We start from the raw sequence: 15450 nt of genomic DNA on the forward strand, positions 1-15450 counted from the left end.
GTCAACTAAAAAATCAATTAAGCTTCATCAACTGCGTCATTTTTCGGCAATTTTAGACTTTCATTGAGTTTTTCCCAAACTTTTGCTTCTTTTTTGCTTGGACCACCTACAATTTCAAGAGCATGGCGTAAGCGCGCGAAGGTTAAGTCCGGGCCAATGGTGACCATGGTCTGCATCACTGGAGTCGAAGCGGTTGAACCTGCAATCGCAATAAAGAACGCTGGCATAAAGTCACGGAGCTTAATTTCCATTTGGCTGGCTAAGTCCATCAAGGTTTGACTTACGGTGTCATTGTTCCATGTGAACATGCTTTCCAAACGCCAAATCGCAAATTGCAGACTTTGACGAACTTGTACTTCGCTCAGTTTCTTGCTTTCAAACTGTTCTTTGGTCAAGCTTGGGAACTGGTTAAAGTAATGTGCAGACCAGTTCACCGCTTCTGAAAGTAAGTTGATACGAGGTTGAATCGCTGCAGCGATGTCTTCGAGCATCTTACGATCTGCTTTCCATGCCAATAAAGTATCTAACAGTTCAGCAGGGCTTAAGCCTTTGATCCATTGACCATTGAGCCAATTCAGTTTTTCTACATCAAAAATTGGACCACCGAGGGATACACGTTGAATATCAAAGTGTTCAATCATCTCCGCCAATGTGAATTTTTCGCGTTCATCTGGCATCGACCAGCCCATGCGGCCTAAGTAGTTCAACAAGGCTTCAGGCAAGACACCAATATTTTTGTAGTAGTTAATAGAAGTTGGGTTCTTACGTTTCGACAGTTTTGATTTGTCTGGGTTACGTAGTAATGGCATATGACCCAGTACAGGCATTTCCCAACCAAAGTATTGATACAGCAACTGATGTTTAGGTGCAGAAGGCAGCCATTCTTCGCCACGGAAAACGTGGGTAATTTGCATCAAATGGTCATCGACAACATTGGCAAGGTGATAGGTCGGTAAACCATCGGTTTTAAGCAAAACTTGCATGTCGACTTGTACCCAAGGAATTTCCACTTCCCCGCGCAGTAAGTCATTGACTGTACAAATGCCTTCTTCGGGCACTTTCATACGAATCACGTGTGGTTCACCTGCAGCAAGGCGGCTTTGGACTTCTTCAGCAGATAATTTTAAACCACGACCATCGTACTTTGGTGTTTCACCACGGGCCTGTTGTTCTGCACGCATTTGATCCAACTCTTCGCTCGTAGCAAAGCAGTAGAACGCATGACCTTTTTCAACCAAATCCAGTGCATATTGCTTATAAATATGCATGCGTTCAGACTGGCGATATGGCGCATGTGGCCCGCCAATGTCTGGACCTTCAGACCAATTCAATCCTAACCAACGCAGTGAATCTAAAATCATTTTTTCAGATTCAGGAGTCGAACGAAGTTGGTCGGTATCTTCAATCCGCAGAATAAATTCACCACCATGTTGCTTGGCATAGCATAAGTTAAATAACGCAATATACGCTGTGCCCACATGCGGGAAGCCAGTTGGAGAGGGTGCAATACGAGTACGAACAGTCATAGCCAATTATGATTCAGAATGTAAATTGAGGTCTATTATAACGAAAAAGCCCGACCACTTAATGCTTAATTCAACATTCAGTGATCAGGCTTTAGTACGCAAATGTCATAACTTGAGAGTGGTTACGACACTGTGGCTTATTTTTAGTTTAGAGGAACAATGATTGCACAAAACGGCTAAAGCGCTGGTTTTGTGTAGCAAAGAAATTTTGTGTCGGTGCAACTTTGATTGAGGTCATGATTTTTAAATCATTATCCGTCATCGTGGTTCGGTCACTGCCTTTTTGTTGACTGAGCGCTTTTTCAATCAACGATGTTTTCTCAGTGGGCATCGTCGCTTTGTCATTGCTTTGAATGGCTGCACTATGTCCCAGTTGGCTAAAACAAGCCAAGCCGATACTCAACGTAACGGTATGTAAAAATGTTGCTTTCATGTCCTTTTCCCCCCTCTCAACATGGTATTGGAACAGATTTTTATTAAAGTCATTGGTAATCTAGTTTCAATTTAACCGATTTCACAAATAAAAAAGTAGAACTGTGTCACACAATTTACAAAATTATAAACAAATTTGGGCTAAATTGACATTTAAACATCAAATATAAATCATTTGGCTTTTTGTACCAAATAACTGTGGAGATAGCATGGAGATTTTGAGCTTGATCTGTGGAGGATGGATATGGGTTTATCCTTAAAAGTGCACAAAATAGTCCTTTTAGAGATATCTTTTTATCAGATATAAAAGCCATAATTAATTATAACTAGATGATTGTATTGATTTTTTGTTGTTTATATAGTGAGCAAATTCAGTTCGAGTATAAAGCAATGAAAAAAATATTAGCGACATCTATTTTAGTATTACTTGGGGGCTTTGCAGCCAGTGCTTATGCAGCAAAAGATTTTTTAAATGTATCTTATGATCCGACCCGTGAGTTTTATCAAGAATATAACCAAGCCTTTGGACAGTATTGGAAAAGCAAAACTGGGCAGGAGGTCAATTTTAAACAGTCTCATGGTGGATCGGGCAAGCAAGCACGTGCCGTTGCAACGGGTCTACAAGCAGATGTGGTGACCTTGGCCTTGGCCAATGATATTGATGAAATTGTGAATACTGGACAAATTGATAAAAACTGGCAAAAAGAATTTCCAAATAATTCTGCACCTTATACTTCAACCATTGTTTTTTTAGTGCGTAAGGGTAATCCCAAACAAATTAAAGACTGGAATGATTTAACCAAACCGGGGGTTGAGATCATTACCCCAAATCCAAAAACAGGGGGTGCGCCGCGTTGGATTTATTTATCGGCTTGGGGTTATGCATTAAAACAACCGGGAGGTAATGATGCTAAAGCCAAAGAATTGGTGAAAAAACTTTATCAAAATGTCAAAGTTCTTGATTCAGGTGCGCGAGGTTCATTGACCACGTTTTCTGAACGAGGCATAGGTGATGTGTTGTTGTCTTGGGAAAATGAAGCTTTACTGGCAACTCAAGGCCTAGGTAAAGACAAATACGATATTGTTTATCCGTCTATTTCGATTTTAGCGGAGCCGTCGGTTGCGATTGTAGACAAAACCGTGGACAAAAACGGCAATCGAAATTTGGCCAAGGGCTATTTAAATTATCTGTATTCGCCAAAAGGTCAGGAGTTGGCGGCGAAGCATTTCTTCCGTCCACGAAATAAACAAGTGGCGACTAAATACCTTGCTCAGTTTCCAAAGCAAAAAACCTTTAATATTAATGATGTCTTTGGAGGGTGGGCCAAAGCGCAGAAAACTCACTTTGTAAATGGTGCGATCTTTGATCAAATTTATACTGAAAAATAAACGTGCTGTGGTTTAATGAGATCACGTTCGGACATAAAAGTGGATATACGTATATCCACTTTTATTATATTTTAAGCATAAAAATGTATATAATAAGAATAAGTAAAGTGTTTGCTGTTATTTTAAATAAAAACAATTCATTAGGTCTCAGTGATTCTAAAATAACGAGTATTTAAAAAACAAAAGTGAATTGCGATTTATGATTTTGTTTCATATATTTAGCATAATTCTTGATATTTAATTTAATACGCCATGAAAACGCATTTGAAATCTCTCTGGGCTGCTGCCGTAGTGGCAACAGGTCTGACATTCAGTATGACATCAGCTCAAGCGGCTGACCGTACTATGCTCAATGTCTCCTATGATGCAACACGTGAATTTTACGATGAGTTCAATAAATCCTTTGGTGCTTATTGGCAAAGTCGTACAGGACAAACGGTCGACTTTAAACAGTCACACGGTGGTTCAGGTAAACAAGCCCGTTCGGTCGTGGATGGTCTAAAAGGGGATGTAGTGACCTTGGCTTTAGCCAATGACATTGAAGAAATTGTCAAATCGGGTCAAATTCAACCGGGTTGGCAAAAAGAGTTCCCAAATAACTCTGCACCTTATACGTCGACCATTGTGTTCATGGTACGTAAAGGCAATCCGAAAAAAATTAAGGACTGGTCTGACTTAACCAAACCGGGTGTGCAAATTATTACGCCTAATCCTAAAACAGGCGGTCTACCGCGTTGGGTGTATCTGTCTGCTTGGGGTTATGCACTGAAACAACCCGGTGGTAATGAGGCCAAAGCCAAAGAGTTTGTGGGTAAAATGTACCATAACGTGAAAGTCATGGACTCTGCGGCACGGGCGTCTATGACCACCTTTGCAGAACGTCGCATTGGTGATGTGTTGTTGACTTGGGAAAATGAAGCCTTAGTGACACAAAAAACTTTAGGTAAAAATCAGTTCGATATTGTTTATCCATCGATCTCGATTTTAACCGAGCCTTCGGTGGCAATCGTGGATAAGACCGTGGCTAAAAATGGCAACAAGTGGTTAGCACAGGGTTATATCAACTATTTATATTCACCACTGGGTCAGGAAATGGTGGCGAAACACTTCTATCGTCCGCGTAATGCTGCAGTTTTAGAAAAATATAAAGCGCAATTTCCACCGTTAAAAACCTTCACCATTGATGAAGTGTTTGGTGGTTGGGCCAATGCTCAAAAGACCCACTTTGTGAATGGGGCGACCTTCGACCAAATCTATAATAGCCGTAAATAATCCAGTTAATTATTTCAGCTGCTGCTTAAAAAGCCTCCCTTGGGAGGCTTTTTTGATAATGAATGCCGTTTAAAAACGGTTTTGTCTATGAAAAGTAATATTTCCCTACAAAAAGTCGTTTGGAGCTTTGTTAAAACAAGGTAATAATGTGCAGTTACATTTTTCCTTCCGATCATATTGAGTCTTTATGTCGCATATTTCTGTATTACTTCACGAAACTGTTGATGCTTTGGTAGCAGATCGCAATACAGGGATTTTCATTGATGGGACGTTTGGTCGTGGCGGACATACACGCTTGCTGTTGTCTAAGCTGGATGAAAATGCACGTGTCTATGGTTTTGATAAAGACCCGCAAGCACTGGAAACAGCCGCGATTTTAGAACAAGAAGATCCACGTTTTAAAATTATCCATGCCAGCTTTGCTGACCTTAAGCATGAGTTAGAAGTACGCGGCATTGGCTTGGTCGATGGGGTTATGGCCGATTTGGGCGTGTCTTCACCGCAGCTTGATCAGGCGGAGCGTGGCTTTAGTTTTATGAAAGATGGACCACTGGATATGCGTATGGACAATTCAAAAGGTCCAACTGCAGCGCAGTGGCTGGTCAATATTGAGGAAGAAGCGTTAGCCAATATTATTTTCCAATACGGTGAAGAGCGTTATAGCCGTCGTATTGCCAAAGCGATTAAAGCGGCTGGGTTGATTGAAACCACAGCGCAGTTGGCTGAAATTGTGAAAGTGGCGCACCCGAAATGGGAAAAAAATAAACATGCCGCAACACGAACTTTCCAAGCAATTCGTATTGCCATTAATAAAGAATTAGAAGATATTGAAGTTTTCCTACCGCAAGCGGTAGAAGTATTAAAACCGAATGGTCGCTTGGCTGTGATTAGCTTCCATTCGCTAGAAGATCGATTAATTAAACAATTTATTCAAAAAGAGTCGACACTTGAGGAAGACATGGGTTGGGGTATGCCACAACAACGACCAGATACACGTCGTTTAAAGAAAGTATCACGTGTGAAAGCAAGTGATGCCGAGGTTAAAGCCAATCCACGTTCACGTAGTGCATGGCTTAGAGTTGCAGAGCGCTTAGCACTTAAAGGCGAATAATGAAAACTGAAGTCGTTGAAAAAATTCCAACAAAGTTAAAGTTTAAGAAGCTGATTGCCTATGTCATTTTATTGGTGCTGGTGTTTATCAGTGCCATGATGGTGGTGTTCCAAGTGTTTGAATACCGTCATGACTATCGCGAAATGAGCTCTTTTATGCGCGAGCGTGATGACTTAAATGCAGAGTGGGGCCGTTTGCTGATTGAACAGCAAACTTTTGGCGCAACTGCACAAATTGGAACGCGGGCGGTGACGCAACTGCGGATGTATTCACCACCTGCGGCGCAAACCGTAGTGATTTCTTTACCCACGACTTCAGAAGACAAAAAATAAGGCCGCTGTAACATGGTAGAAAAGCGTAAACCCACTCGTAAAAAACAGCAAGCGGTGACTGAAAAATCGGCTCTACAGGTTGAAATGTGGCGCTTTTATCTCATGTGGGCGGTGGTTTTAGCTTGCTTTATTGCTTTGGTTGGACGTGCTTTTTACGTACAGGTCATCAATACCGAGTTTTTGCAAAACAAAGCCAATGCCAATATTTTAAGAACTGAAAAAATTAAGGCCATGCGCGGTGTGATTTATGACCGTCATGGTGTGCCTTTGGCGATCAGTACGCCGATTATGAAAGTGGTGATTGACCCACGTGATTATTTTGATAATAAAAAACTGTTTGATGAAATTACCGCTGAATTAGCCAAAGACCCGCACAATCGTAAATTGAAGCGTCAATTACCAGACAAAAACTTAAATCTGGATGAACTGGCTGATGCCGTGGGCATGGATCGTGCGGAACTGAAGCGGAAACTGAATGAACGTCCGCGTTCTCGTTACTTGGTCTTAAAAAAAGAAGTGCCACCTCAGCAAGCTGAACTGATTGCGAAACGTGAGTTCCAAGGTGTTTATACCGAAAAGAACTACAAGCGTTACTATCCGCAACCACAACCGAATGCGCAAATTATTGGTTTGACCAACAGTGAAGGTTCGGGCATTGAAGGTTTAGAAATGCAGCTGAATCAACGCCTGTCGGGTATTGATGGTGAGCAGCAAATTGTTCGAGATAAAAAGGGCAATCGTTTTAAAGATGCAGAGGTAGTTAAAGAAGTTGAGCCGGGCGAAAATATTACGCTCAGTATTGACTCGCGCCTTCAGTACATTATGTACCGTGAACTGACTGCTGCGGGTGTAGCCAATAATGCTCGTTCTGCAACAGCGATTGCGGTCGATGTGAAAACGGGTGAAATTTTAGCGATGGCATCGTGGCCGTCGTATAACCCGAACGATAAAAACAGTTTGTCCAATAAAGACGCCATGCGTAACCGTGGTGCGGTTGATTCTTTCGAACCGGGTTCAACCATGAAGCCTTTGACCATTTCAATGGCTTTGGAAAGCGGCAAATATATGCCGAATACGGTGGTCAATACCACTCCAGGTTCGATGAGGGTCGGTAACCACACTATTCGAGATACGCATAACTACGGTCCACTGACTTTAGGTGGGATTATTCAAAAATCCTCTAACGTGGGTGTGGCTAAAATTGCTTTGTCTCTCCCTTATGCAACTTTACCGACTTTTTATAAACGTCTCGGTTTTGGTCAGCGTTCAGCAGTTAAATTCCCGGGTGAAAGTGGTGGTTTAATTCTTCCACCAAGTAAATGGAATGTATCGGAAGTCGCGACCATGGCATATGGCTATGGCTTAAATGCGACTGTGCTGCAAATGGTGGATGCTTATGCCATGTTGGCTAACAAAGGTGTGAAAATGCCTTTGAGTTTGTATAAGTTAGATGCGCCTCCCCGTGGTGAACAAATGATTGATCCAAAAATTGCGGATCAAGTTTTGTTGATGATGGAAACGGCAACCTTACCGGGTGGTACCGCGACTCGTGCAACCATTCCGGGCTACCGTGTGGGGGGTAAAACAGGAACCGCGCATAAGTTACGTGCTGACCGTAAAGGTTACTCAACCAACGAATATCGTGCACTTTTTGCTGGTGTTGCACCCGTTAGCGACCCGCGTTTAGCGATGGTGGTTGTGGTCGAAAACCCGCAAGGGACCTACTATGGTGGTACGGTGTCTGCGCCTGTATTTGCCCGTGTTATGCAAGAATCCTTACGTTTAATGAACGTGCCTTTAGATAAACCTTTAGATGCTCCTGTAATCAAGAGATAGGTGATGAATGTCCATTACATTTCAACAACTCTACACCGTTAACATAAGCGCTGAATGGATGGCACAGCCATTTCAAGGTTTTGTTCTTGATAGTCGTAAAGTACAGGCAGGGCAAATTTTTATTGCGCTGACATCGCTTTCACAACCTGAGAAAACAGAGCAGTTTGCCCAAATAGCCTTGGACAAAGGGGCTTTAGCGGTGGTGAGTGAAACTGAGCTTGCACTTGAAAACAGTATTGTGGTGCCGAATGTGCGTCACTTGATGGGAAACTGGCAAAAGCAATTTTTGTTGGCCACTAGCCAAGTACAGCCTGCTCGCATTTTAGCGGTGACGGGAACCAATGGTAAAACCACCATTTCTCGTTTGGTTGCTGAACTGTTGATGTTGCAAGGTCAGTCTTGTGCTGTGATGGGCACGACAGGTAATGGCATTTTACCCAATTTAGAAGCATCGTCGCATACCACCTTGGATGCGCTACATTTACAAAATGCACTACATACTTATGCCAAGCAAGGTGCTGAATTTGCTTCGATTGAAGCTTCTTCGCATGGTTTGGAACAAGGTCGTTTAGCGGGCAGTGAAATTGAAATTGCTGCATATAGTAACTTAAGTCGTGACCATTTGGACTACCATGGCACGCTTGAGGCCTATGCCGAAGCTAAATCTCGCTTGTTTCAATTTCTATCATTGAAAGTTGCAGTGATTAATCTAGATGATGAGCATGCTGGAGTCATGATTCACGCGGCACAAAATAATCCAGCCCAACCGAAAATTTTAACCTATTCAACTACGCAGCCTGCAGACTATCTGGTGAAGAATATTCAATATAGCCTGACGGGTGCGAACTTTAGCTTGTCTACGGCACAGGCCGAATATCAGGTACAGAACCCATTATTGGGTCATTTTAATATTGAAAATTTGGTCGCAAGTTTAATTATGGTTGAACAAGCGGGTTTTGATTTAGCCGATGTGGTTACTACGACAGCACAGCTCAAAGGTGCACCAGGTCGTATGCAAGTGATTCGTGATGATGCGCGTTTATTTGTTGTTGATTATGCGCATACGCCTGATGCTCTGGTGCAAGTCTTAAGCACGTTGAAGCGCCATGTAGAACAGCAACTCTGGGCAGTATTTGGTTGTGGTGGAGACCGCGACCGTGGCAAACGCCCACTCATGACCCAAGCAGCATTAAACGGAGCAGATGTGGTGTTATTGACTTCAGATAACCCACGTACAGAAAATCCTGAGCAAATTTTTGCCGATATGAAAGCGGGTGTTGATTTCTCAACTCGTGTGGTTCATGAAATCCATGATCGTCGTGAAGCGATTAAATTTGCCGTTCAACAGGCCCAAGCGGGTGATATTGTCGTGATTGCAGGCAAAGGTCATGAAAACTATCAAGAAATAGAGGGTGTTCGGCATTGGTTTGACGATGTCGTCGAAGTGCAATCCGCGATTGATGCACAGCACCACACTACTGATTCTGCTTATCCTGCACACTAAGGAAGTCATATGCATACCTCAACAACCAGCACAGTGCCTTTAGTGTCATGGACCGCCGCACAGTTACTCGAAGCGACCCAAGGTTATTGGCTAAATGATCAAGCGCCAAATACTGAAATTAAGCGTATTTTGACGGATTCTCGTGATGCAGAAGTAGGAGATGCTTTCTTAGCACTCAAAGGCGAACGTTTTGATGCACATGCTTTTATTCAGCAAGTTGCTGAACAAGGTTGCCAAGTGGCCATTGTGAGTCAGCCTATTGATGCGGAAATTTGTCAGTTGGTGGTGCCCGATACGCGTTTGGCATTGCGACAACTGGGGGCTTATCGTCGTGCACAAAATCCACAGTTAAAAGTGATTGCGCTGACGGGGAGTAGTGGTAAAACCACCACCAAAGAAATGTTAGGCAGTATTTTGTCACGTATAGCACCAACGTTAGTGACCCGTGGCAATCTGAATAACGACTTGGGTGTGCCAGTCATGTTATTGGAATTACGTCCTGAGCATCAATATGCGGTGATGGAGTTGGGTGCAAGCCATCAAGGTGAAATTGACTATACTTCGAATTTGGTCCAGCCCTTGGTTGCAGGCATTATCAATATTGGTACAGCACATTTGGGTGAGTTTGGTGGACGCGATGGCATCTGCCGTGCCAAGTCTGAGATTTATGCGCATATTACTGCAAATGGTACAGCGATTGTTCCTGCGGCCGATGACTTTGCCGATAGCATTCGTCAAGCAGTGCAAACTGAACAGGTGCTCAGCTTTGGTGCGGGTGGTGAAATCTTTGCCACTGAGATTGAGTTACAGGCACAATCTGCAACGTTTAAATTGAATACCCCGCAAGGCGTGCGTCAGGTGAATTTGCCGTTTGCTGGGGAGCATAATGTTCAAAATGCAACTGCTGCGGCAGCTTTTGCTTTAGCGGTTGGTATTAGCTTGGATGATATTGTGCTTGGCCTTGAGCAAGCGGTCGGTGCAAAAGGGCGTTTGAACTTTATTCAACAAGGTCGACATTTGTTAATTGATGATACCTATAATGCCAACCCAACTTCTATGCGTGCCGCTGCTGAAGTGCTTGCACAGCAAGAGGGGGTTCGAGTGATGGTGATGGGTGATATTGGTGAGCTAGGTAGCTCTGCTGCACAGCAGCACTATATGCTGGGACGTGATTTGGTCTCGGTGAAAGGGTTGAACTTCGTGGTGGCTGTCGGTGAATTTGCACCTGCGGCACAAGAAGGCGCACGCAGCACCCAATATGGCAAAAAAATGCAGGCTTTTTTAACTCAAGAGCAGGCTTTGCCGTTCTTACTCAGTTTAATTGAAACACATCAACCCCAGTCTATGAGTTTCCTGTTTAAAGGTTCTCGTTATACCCATATGGAAACGTTGATGGCTGATTTGATGGAGAAACTCTAAATGTTGTTATGGTTATTTGAACAACTGGCGGGCTACCATAGTTCGTTTCAGGTGGTTCGTTATTTAACATTGCGTTCTTTGCTCAGTGTTTTAACCGCATTGACCATTGGTCTAGTGCTCGGTCCTGTGATGATTCGCAAGTTGCAAGCACTCAAATATGGTCAAGCCGTGAGTTCATATGCTCCTGAAAATCATGCCAAAAAAATGGGCACACCAACCATGGGTGGGGTGCTAATCTTACTCTCAATTGGTATCTCCACACTGTTGTGGGCAGATTTGTCCAACCCTTATGTATGGATTGTCTTGGCAGTGATGGTGATTTTTGGTGCAGTGGGTTGGGCCGATGACTGGATCAAGATTCGCTATAAAGACAATGCAGGCTTACCTGCCCGTAAAAAGTTCTTTTGGACCTCGCTTGCATCATTGGGCGCAGGTATTGCGCTATATGTAATTGCGCAACAACAGAGCAATCCTGTGCATACCGCAAATATGCTGGATCTGCTGATTCCATTTTTTAAAGATTTAAGTATTCCTTTGTCGGTGATTCCGCTGGGTATTGGTTTTATCATTTTCACCTATTTGGTCATTAATGGTGCATCAAATGCCGTGAACCTGACCGATGGTTTGGACGGTTTAGCGATTATGCCTGTAGTGCTGGTTGCAGCGGGTTTAGGTGTATTTGCATATTTGGCTGGTGATGTCCGTTTTGCCAATTATTTACATATTCCTTATGTGCGCTTTGCTTCTGAGTTGGTGGTGGTTTGTGCAGCCATGATTGGCGCGGGTCTAGCCTTCCTTTGGTTTAATGCACACCCTGCACAGGTTTTTATGGGCGATGTGGGTGCATTATCATTGGGTGCAATGCTCGGTACAATTGCGGTCATGGTTCGTCAGGAAATTGTCTTTGCCATTATGGCTGGTGTGTTTTTGGTCGAAGCGATTTCAGTCTTCTTGCAAATTGGTTCTCTCAGAATGCGCAATAAACGGGTATTTCTGATGGCACCTTTACACCACCATTATGAGAAAAAAGGCTGGCGTGAAACCCAAGTGGTGATTCGTTTTTGGATTATCACAATTATGCTGGTAGTTTTAGGGCTAATGACTTTAAAATTGCGCTAAGCAAAAGTATGAAAAGAGTCGGTATTTGCCGGCTTTTTTTATGCCTGAGGTAATGTCTTGGAGAAAATAATGAATCTGCTCATGTGTCCTGTGTGTCGTGAGACTCTAACTTTAAACGAAAGAACATGGCGCTGTGCGAATTCACATAGTTATGATGTGGCGAAACAAGGCTACGTCAATCTGCATGTTGTTCAACACAAGCACAGCAAAAATCCGGGGGATACGCCTGAGTCGGTACAAGCCCGCCGTGCCTTCTTAAGTGCAGGTCATTACGCGCCTTTACAGCAAGCAGTGGTAAATAAGGTACGTGAGTTACGCATTGAAAATTTACTTGATATCGGCTGTGGTGAAGGCTATTACACCGATGCGATGCAGGCTGAAGTGCTGCAATGTGTCGGTGTAGATATTGCAAAAAATGCGGTTCAAGTGGCTGCGAAAATCAATAAAAATATCACGTGGGTGGTGGGTACGGGAGCAACTTTACCCGTGTTGGATCAATCGATTGATCTGTGTAGTAGTTTGTTTAGCCCGATTCCAAAACAAGAGATTTTAAGGGTGCTCAAGCCGCAAGGATATTTGTTGGTGGTGACGCCTGCGCCTCAGCATTTATATGCAATGCGTGAGGCTTTGTTCGAAGAGGTGAAGCCGCATGAACCGAGCAAATTTGTAGAGCAGTTGAGTGATGCGTTTGATTTGGTGAGTGATGATGTTGTCGATGCTGAATTTAAGCTTAATCAGCAGGACTTAAAAAACCTAATTGCCATGACCCCTTATGCCTATAAAGCAAAACAAGAGCGCCGTGAAGCTTTAGAGTCGCAAGCAGCTTTTGAACTACACGCACAGTATCAAATTTTACTGTTTCAGAAAAAAGCATGAGTATAAAAAAGCCCGCATCTGCGGGCTTTTATTATTGGACTTGATCAATTAAATGATCGAGCGCATCTGATTTAGGTTTCGGTTGTTCTTTGGGTGCTTGCATGGTGGGTGGAGTACTATTCTTTGGAACTAGTGTTTCCTCTTCACCTGGCAAATCATCAAAGTCACGCTCAGGAGCACGTGGAACCACCACTGGTGCAGGGCGATACAACGGCTGCGCCAAAGGTGGGGTTGGTCCTAAGTTGCTCTGAGGTGTTTCTTTCTGATGGCGTTGAATCGGTGCTTTGGCTTTAGCGTCGAGTTGAACCCAAGCCGAAGGCGTGCCTTGTAAGGCTTTGGCCATGAAGTCTGTCCAAATCGGGAGCGCAGCCACACCGCCGTATTCGCGGCGTCCCAAAGTTGTTGGTTGGTCGAAACCGACCCACGCTACGGTCACCAATTTGCCATTAAAGCCGGCAAACCAAGCATCTTTTGCATCATTGGTGGTTCCTGTTTTTCCACCCAAGTCATCTCGTCCAATACGCAATGCAGCACGGCCTGTACCATGTTGAATCACGTCTTTTAAAATATTCGCCATATCATAAGCAGAGCTGGATTTTAAAATACGTTGCGCTTGACGATAGTCACTGTTGATCTCAACAGGATTTGCCGATTTTTCAGCAGGGTTCAGCTCTTGGTTGGTGACTTCAATTACTTCATCATCAGGCGTGATGGTGTCAGCAGACTGAGGATTTGATTCTAATTGAGAGATACAACTGATACATGCATATTCAGGGTTGTTCTGATAAATGACTTTGCCATAGGCATCTTCAATACGATTGATGAAATGTGGTTGAATGCGATAACCGCCATTGGCAAAGGCTGAGTAACCTGTGGCCATTTGAATCGGTAAAACCTGAGGTGTTCCGAGTGCAATGGTGTAGTTACGCGGAATCTGTTCATCGGTTAAGCCGAAGTCCATGAACAATTGGCGTGTCCGTTCAATGCCCACAGTTTGTAAGAGTCGAACTGACACGGTATTACGCGATAAATAGAGTGCACGACGCAATGGAATCATGCCTAAATAGCGACCATCAGCATTACGCGGTGACCATTTCCCAATGGTGATCGGGCTATCATTGACCATGCTATACGGTGTCATACCGCGTTCTAAAGCAAGTGCATAAACAAAGGGTTTGATAATCGAACCTGGTTGGCGCCAGCCTTGTGTGGTTCGGTTGAATTTAGACTGATAAAAATTATAACCACCAACCAGTGCTTCTACAGCGCCATTGTTTGGGTTAAGTGCAATCAGTTGACCCTGAACTTTAGGCAGTTGCACCAAAGCCCATGAGGTTTTGTTGTCATTGGGGCGCAGCCGTACAATGTCTTTCACTTTAACAATTTGAGATGCTCTTGATGGTGCACCGCCTACCGCATTCGCATTGCGATAAGGACGTATCCAAGACATGCCAGACCATGGCACGGTTACTTTTGAGCCATCTTGCATTAAGGCATCAAAACTATTTTGATTGACACGGGTGACTTCGGCAGGGAAGGTGTTGGCAAATGCACTAAAGCTACTTAAGGGTTTGTCATGAGCTTCCGCACCACGCCAACCATGACGACGGTCATAGGCTTCTAAACCATCTTGTACCGCTTGTTCGGCATAGGCTTGGCGTTCGCTGTTGATGGTGGTGTAGACTTTATAACCAGAGTCAATCGCATGCTCGCCGAACTTTTCAATCAGTTCGCTGCGGACCATTTCACCGATATAGGGAAATCGGTTGCTTACCCCGCGGTCAGGCATATCAAGGTTAATTGGTTCAGCAATGCCTTTTTCATATTGGCTTTGGTTAATGTAGCCTAGCTGGAGCATACGACCCAAAATCCAGTTACGACGTTCTAAAGCACGTTCTGGGTTGACCACTGGATTGTATTTAGACGGTGCTTTAGGCAGACCTGCAATCATCGCCATTTGTGCAATGCTGAGTTCGTCTAAGCTTTTGTTGTAGTAAATTTTAGCTGCCGCTGCGATACCGTAGGCATTTTTACCCAAGAAAATCTTGTTGACATAGAGGGTTAAAATTTCCTCTTTCGTCAAATTCTGTTCAATTTTTCGTGCTAGAAAAACCTCAGTCAACTTACGTTTTAAGGTACGCTCGGGACTGAGATAATAGTTTTTTGCCACTTGCATGGTGATGGTCGAGCCACCCGTTTGGACGTTGGAGCCAGTAATACTTTCACTGACTGCACGTCCTAAACCTTTAAAACTGATACCACTATGCTCAAAAAAAGAAGAATCTTCCGCTGCTAAAAAGGCATGAATAAAACTTCGTGGGATCTGATCGTAATCTACGGGTACAGATAGCTTGCCACCGTATTCCGAAATGAGTTGGTTATCCGCACTATAAACTTGTAGAGGTTTTAGTAATGGCGCCTTTTTTAGAGTTGTCATTTGCGGCAAAGATGGGGCAATATAGAGATACATGCCATAAAAACCCATTGGAATTGAGACCAACATTATAATAATGATCAAAAAAAATGGATGAACACGGCCCGAACAAGATAGCTTTTTCATAACAAGTAAGTTTTAATAAGAGCTAATGGCAAACTAATTAGCGGTCAGTATATCCTGTACACATACGGAATGTT

12 protein-coding genes are annotated in these 15450 nt (G+C 43.5%); 9 read left to right on the forward strand and 3 right to left on the reverse strand.

What is annotated here, in order from left to right; translation table 11 throughout:
- Nucleotides 1-17 precede the first annotated feature (17 nt).
- Complete coding sequence (gene gltX / locus AC5EUN_RS00670) at nt 18-1526, reverse strand: glutamate--tRNA ligase (protein WP_493352127.1); 1509 nt, start codon at nt 1524-1526, stop codon at nt 18-20.
- A 148-nt stretch (nt 1527-1674) separates the two neighbouring features.
- The gene (locus AC5EUN_RS00675; RefSeq protein WP_004978106.1) at nt 1675-1959 is read right to left on the reverse strand and encodes a hypothetical protein; all 285 of its coding nucleotides are present in this window, start codon (nt 1957-1959) and stop codon (nt 1675-1677) included.
- A gap of 389 nt (nt 1960-2348) precedes the next feature.
- Here AC5EUN_RS00675 and AC5EUN_RS00680 point away from each other — a divergent pair, with 389 nt between their 5' ends.
- The 9 genes from AC5EUN_RS00680 to AC5EUN_RS00720 all read left to right on the forward strand — a co-directional run bounded on the left by AC5EUN_RS00680 (nt 2349) and on the right by AC5EUN_RS00720 (nt 12816).
- Nucleotides 2349-3347 (forward strand): sulfate ABC transporter substrate-binding protein, encoded by a 999-nt coding sequence (locus AC5EUN_RS00680; RefSeq protein WP_493352128.1) that lies wholly within the window; start codon nt 2349-2351, stop codon nt 3345-3347.
- A gap of 252 nt (nt 3348-3599) precedes the next feature.
- Complete coding sequence (locus tag AC5EUN_RS00685) at nt 3600-4619, forward strand: sulfate ABC transporter substrate-binding protein (RefSeq protein WP_493352129.1); 1020 nt, start codon at nt 3600-3602, stop codon at nt 4617-4619.
- Nucleotides 4620-4806: 187 nt separating this feature from the next.
- The gene (gene rsmH, locus AC5EUN_RS00690; RefSeq protein ID WP_004978100.1) at nt 4807-5730 is read left to right on the forward strand and encodes a 16S rRNA (cytosine(1402)-N(4))-methyltransferase RsmH; all 924 of its coding nucleotides are present in this window, start codon (nt 4807-4809) and stop codon (nt 5728-5730) included.
- On the forward strand, nt 5730-6062 hold the full coding sequence (gene ftsL / locus AC5EUN_RS00695) for a cell division protein FtsL (RefSeq protein ID WP_004691506.1): 333 nt from the start codon (nt 5730-5732) through the stop codon (nt 6060-6062). Before rsmH ends, ftsL begins: the two co-directional genes overlap by 1 nt.
- A gap of 12 nt (nt 6063-6074) precedes the next feature.
- Entirely contained in the window at nt 6075-7898 is a 1824-nt protein-coding gene (ftsI, locus tag AC5EUN_RS00700) for a penicillin-binding protein PBP3 (RefSeq protein WP_010327652.1), read from the forward strand.
- A 7-nt stretch (nt 7899-7905) separates the two neighbouring features.
- Nucleotides 7906-9402, forward strand: coding sequence for a UDP-N-acetylmuramoyl-L-alanyl-D-glutamate--2,6-diaminopimelate ligase (locus tag AC5EUN_RS00705; protein ID WP_493352130.1), 1497 nt, complete (start codon nt 7906-7908; stop codon nt 9400-9402).
- A gap of 9 nt (nt 9403-9411) precedes the next feature.
- Nucleotides 9412-10821, forward strand: a complete 1410-nt coding sequence (locus AC5EUN_RS00710; protein WP_125280894.1) for a UDP-N-acetylmuramoyl-tripeptide--D-alanyl-D-alanine ligase — start codon at nt 9412-9414, stop codon at nt 10819-10821.
- Nucleotides 10822-11940, forward strand: a complete 1119-nt coding sequence (gene mraY / locus AC5EUN_RS00715) for a phospho-N-acetylmuramoyl-pentapeptide-transferase (RefSeq protein WP_130235301.1) — start codon at nt 10822-10824, stop codon at nt 11938-11940.
- Nucleotides 11941-12009: 69 nt separating this feature from the next.
- Nucleotides 12010-12816, forward strand: coding sequence for a putative RNA methyltransferase (locus AC5EUN_RS00720; RefSeq protein ID WP_279734681.1), 807 nt, complete (start codon nt 12010-12012; stop codon nt 12814-12816).
- A gap of 31 nt (nt 12817-12847) precedes the next feature.
- Here AC5EUN_RS00720 and ponA read toward each other — a convergent pair whose 3' ends face one another.
- A complete protein-coding gene (ponA, locus tag AC5EUN_RS00725; protein WP_125280897.1) occupies nt 12848-15376 on the reverse strand; it encodes a penicillin-binding protein PBP1a in 2529 nt (842 codons plus the stop codon).
- Nucleotides 15377-15450 lie beyond the last annotated feature (74 nt).

It is taken from the genome of Acinetobacter sp. CAU_H_S170_2 (assembly GCF_058890445.1).

Bases quoted from the DNA above. Each gene is read 5' to 3' on its own strand.
- gltX (WP_493352127.1), bottom strand. From the start codon at position 1,526: ATGACTGTTCGTACTCGTATTGCACCCTCTCCAACTGGCTTCCCGCAT.
- AC5EUN_RS00675 (WP_004978106.1), bottom strand. From the start codon at position 1,959: ATGAAAGCAACATTTTTACATACCGTTACGTTGAGTATCGGCTTGGCT.
- AC5EUN_RS00680 (WP_493352128.1), top strand. From the start codon at position 2,349: ATGAAAAAAATATTAGCGACATCTATTTTAGTATTACTTGGGGGCTTT.
- AC5EUN_RS00685 (WP_493352129.1), top strand. From the start codon at position 3,600: ATGAAAACGCATTTGAAATCTCTCTGGGCTGCTGCCGTAGTGGCAACA.
- rsmH (WP_004978100.1), top strand. From the start codon at position 4,807: ATGTCGCATATTTCTGTATTACTTCACGAAACTGTTGATGCTTTGGTA.
- ftsL (WP_004691506.1), top strand. From the start codon at position 5,730: ATGAAAACTGAAGTCGTTGAAAAAATTCCAACAAAGTTAAAGTTTAAG.
- ftsI (WP_010327652.1), top strand. From the start codon at position 6,075: ATGGTAGAAAAGCGTAAACCCACTCGTAAAAAACAGCAAGCGGTGACT.
- AC5EUN_RS00705 (WP_493352130.1), top strand. From the start codon at position 7,906: ATGTCCATTACATTTCAACAACTCTACACCGTTAACATAAGCGCTGAA.
- AC5EUN_RS00710 (WP_125280894.1), top strand. From the start codon at position 9,412: ATGCATACCTCAACAACCAGCACAGTGCCTTTAGTGTCATGGACCGCC.
- mraY (WP_130235301.1), top strand. From the start codon at position 10,822: ATGTTGTTATGGTTATTTGAACAACTGGCGGGCTACCATAGTTCGTTT.
- AC5EUN_RS00720 (WP_279734681.1), top strand. From the start codon at position 12,010: ATGAATCTGCTCATGTGTCCTGTGTGTCGTGAGACTCTAACTTTAAAC.
- ponA (WP_125280897.1), bottom strand. From the start codon at position 15,376: ATGAAAAAGCTATCTTGTTCGGGCCGTGTTCATCCATTTTTTTTGATC.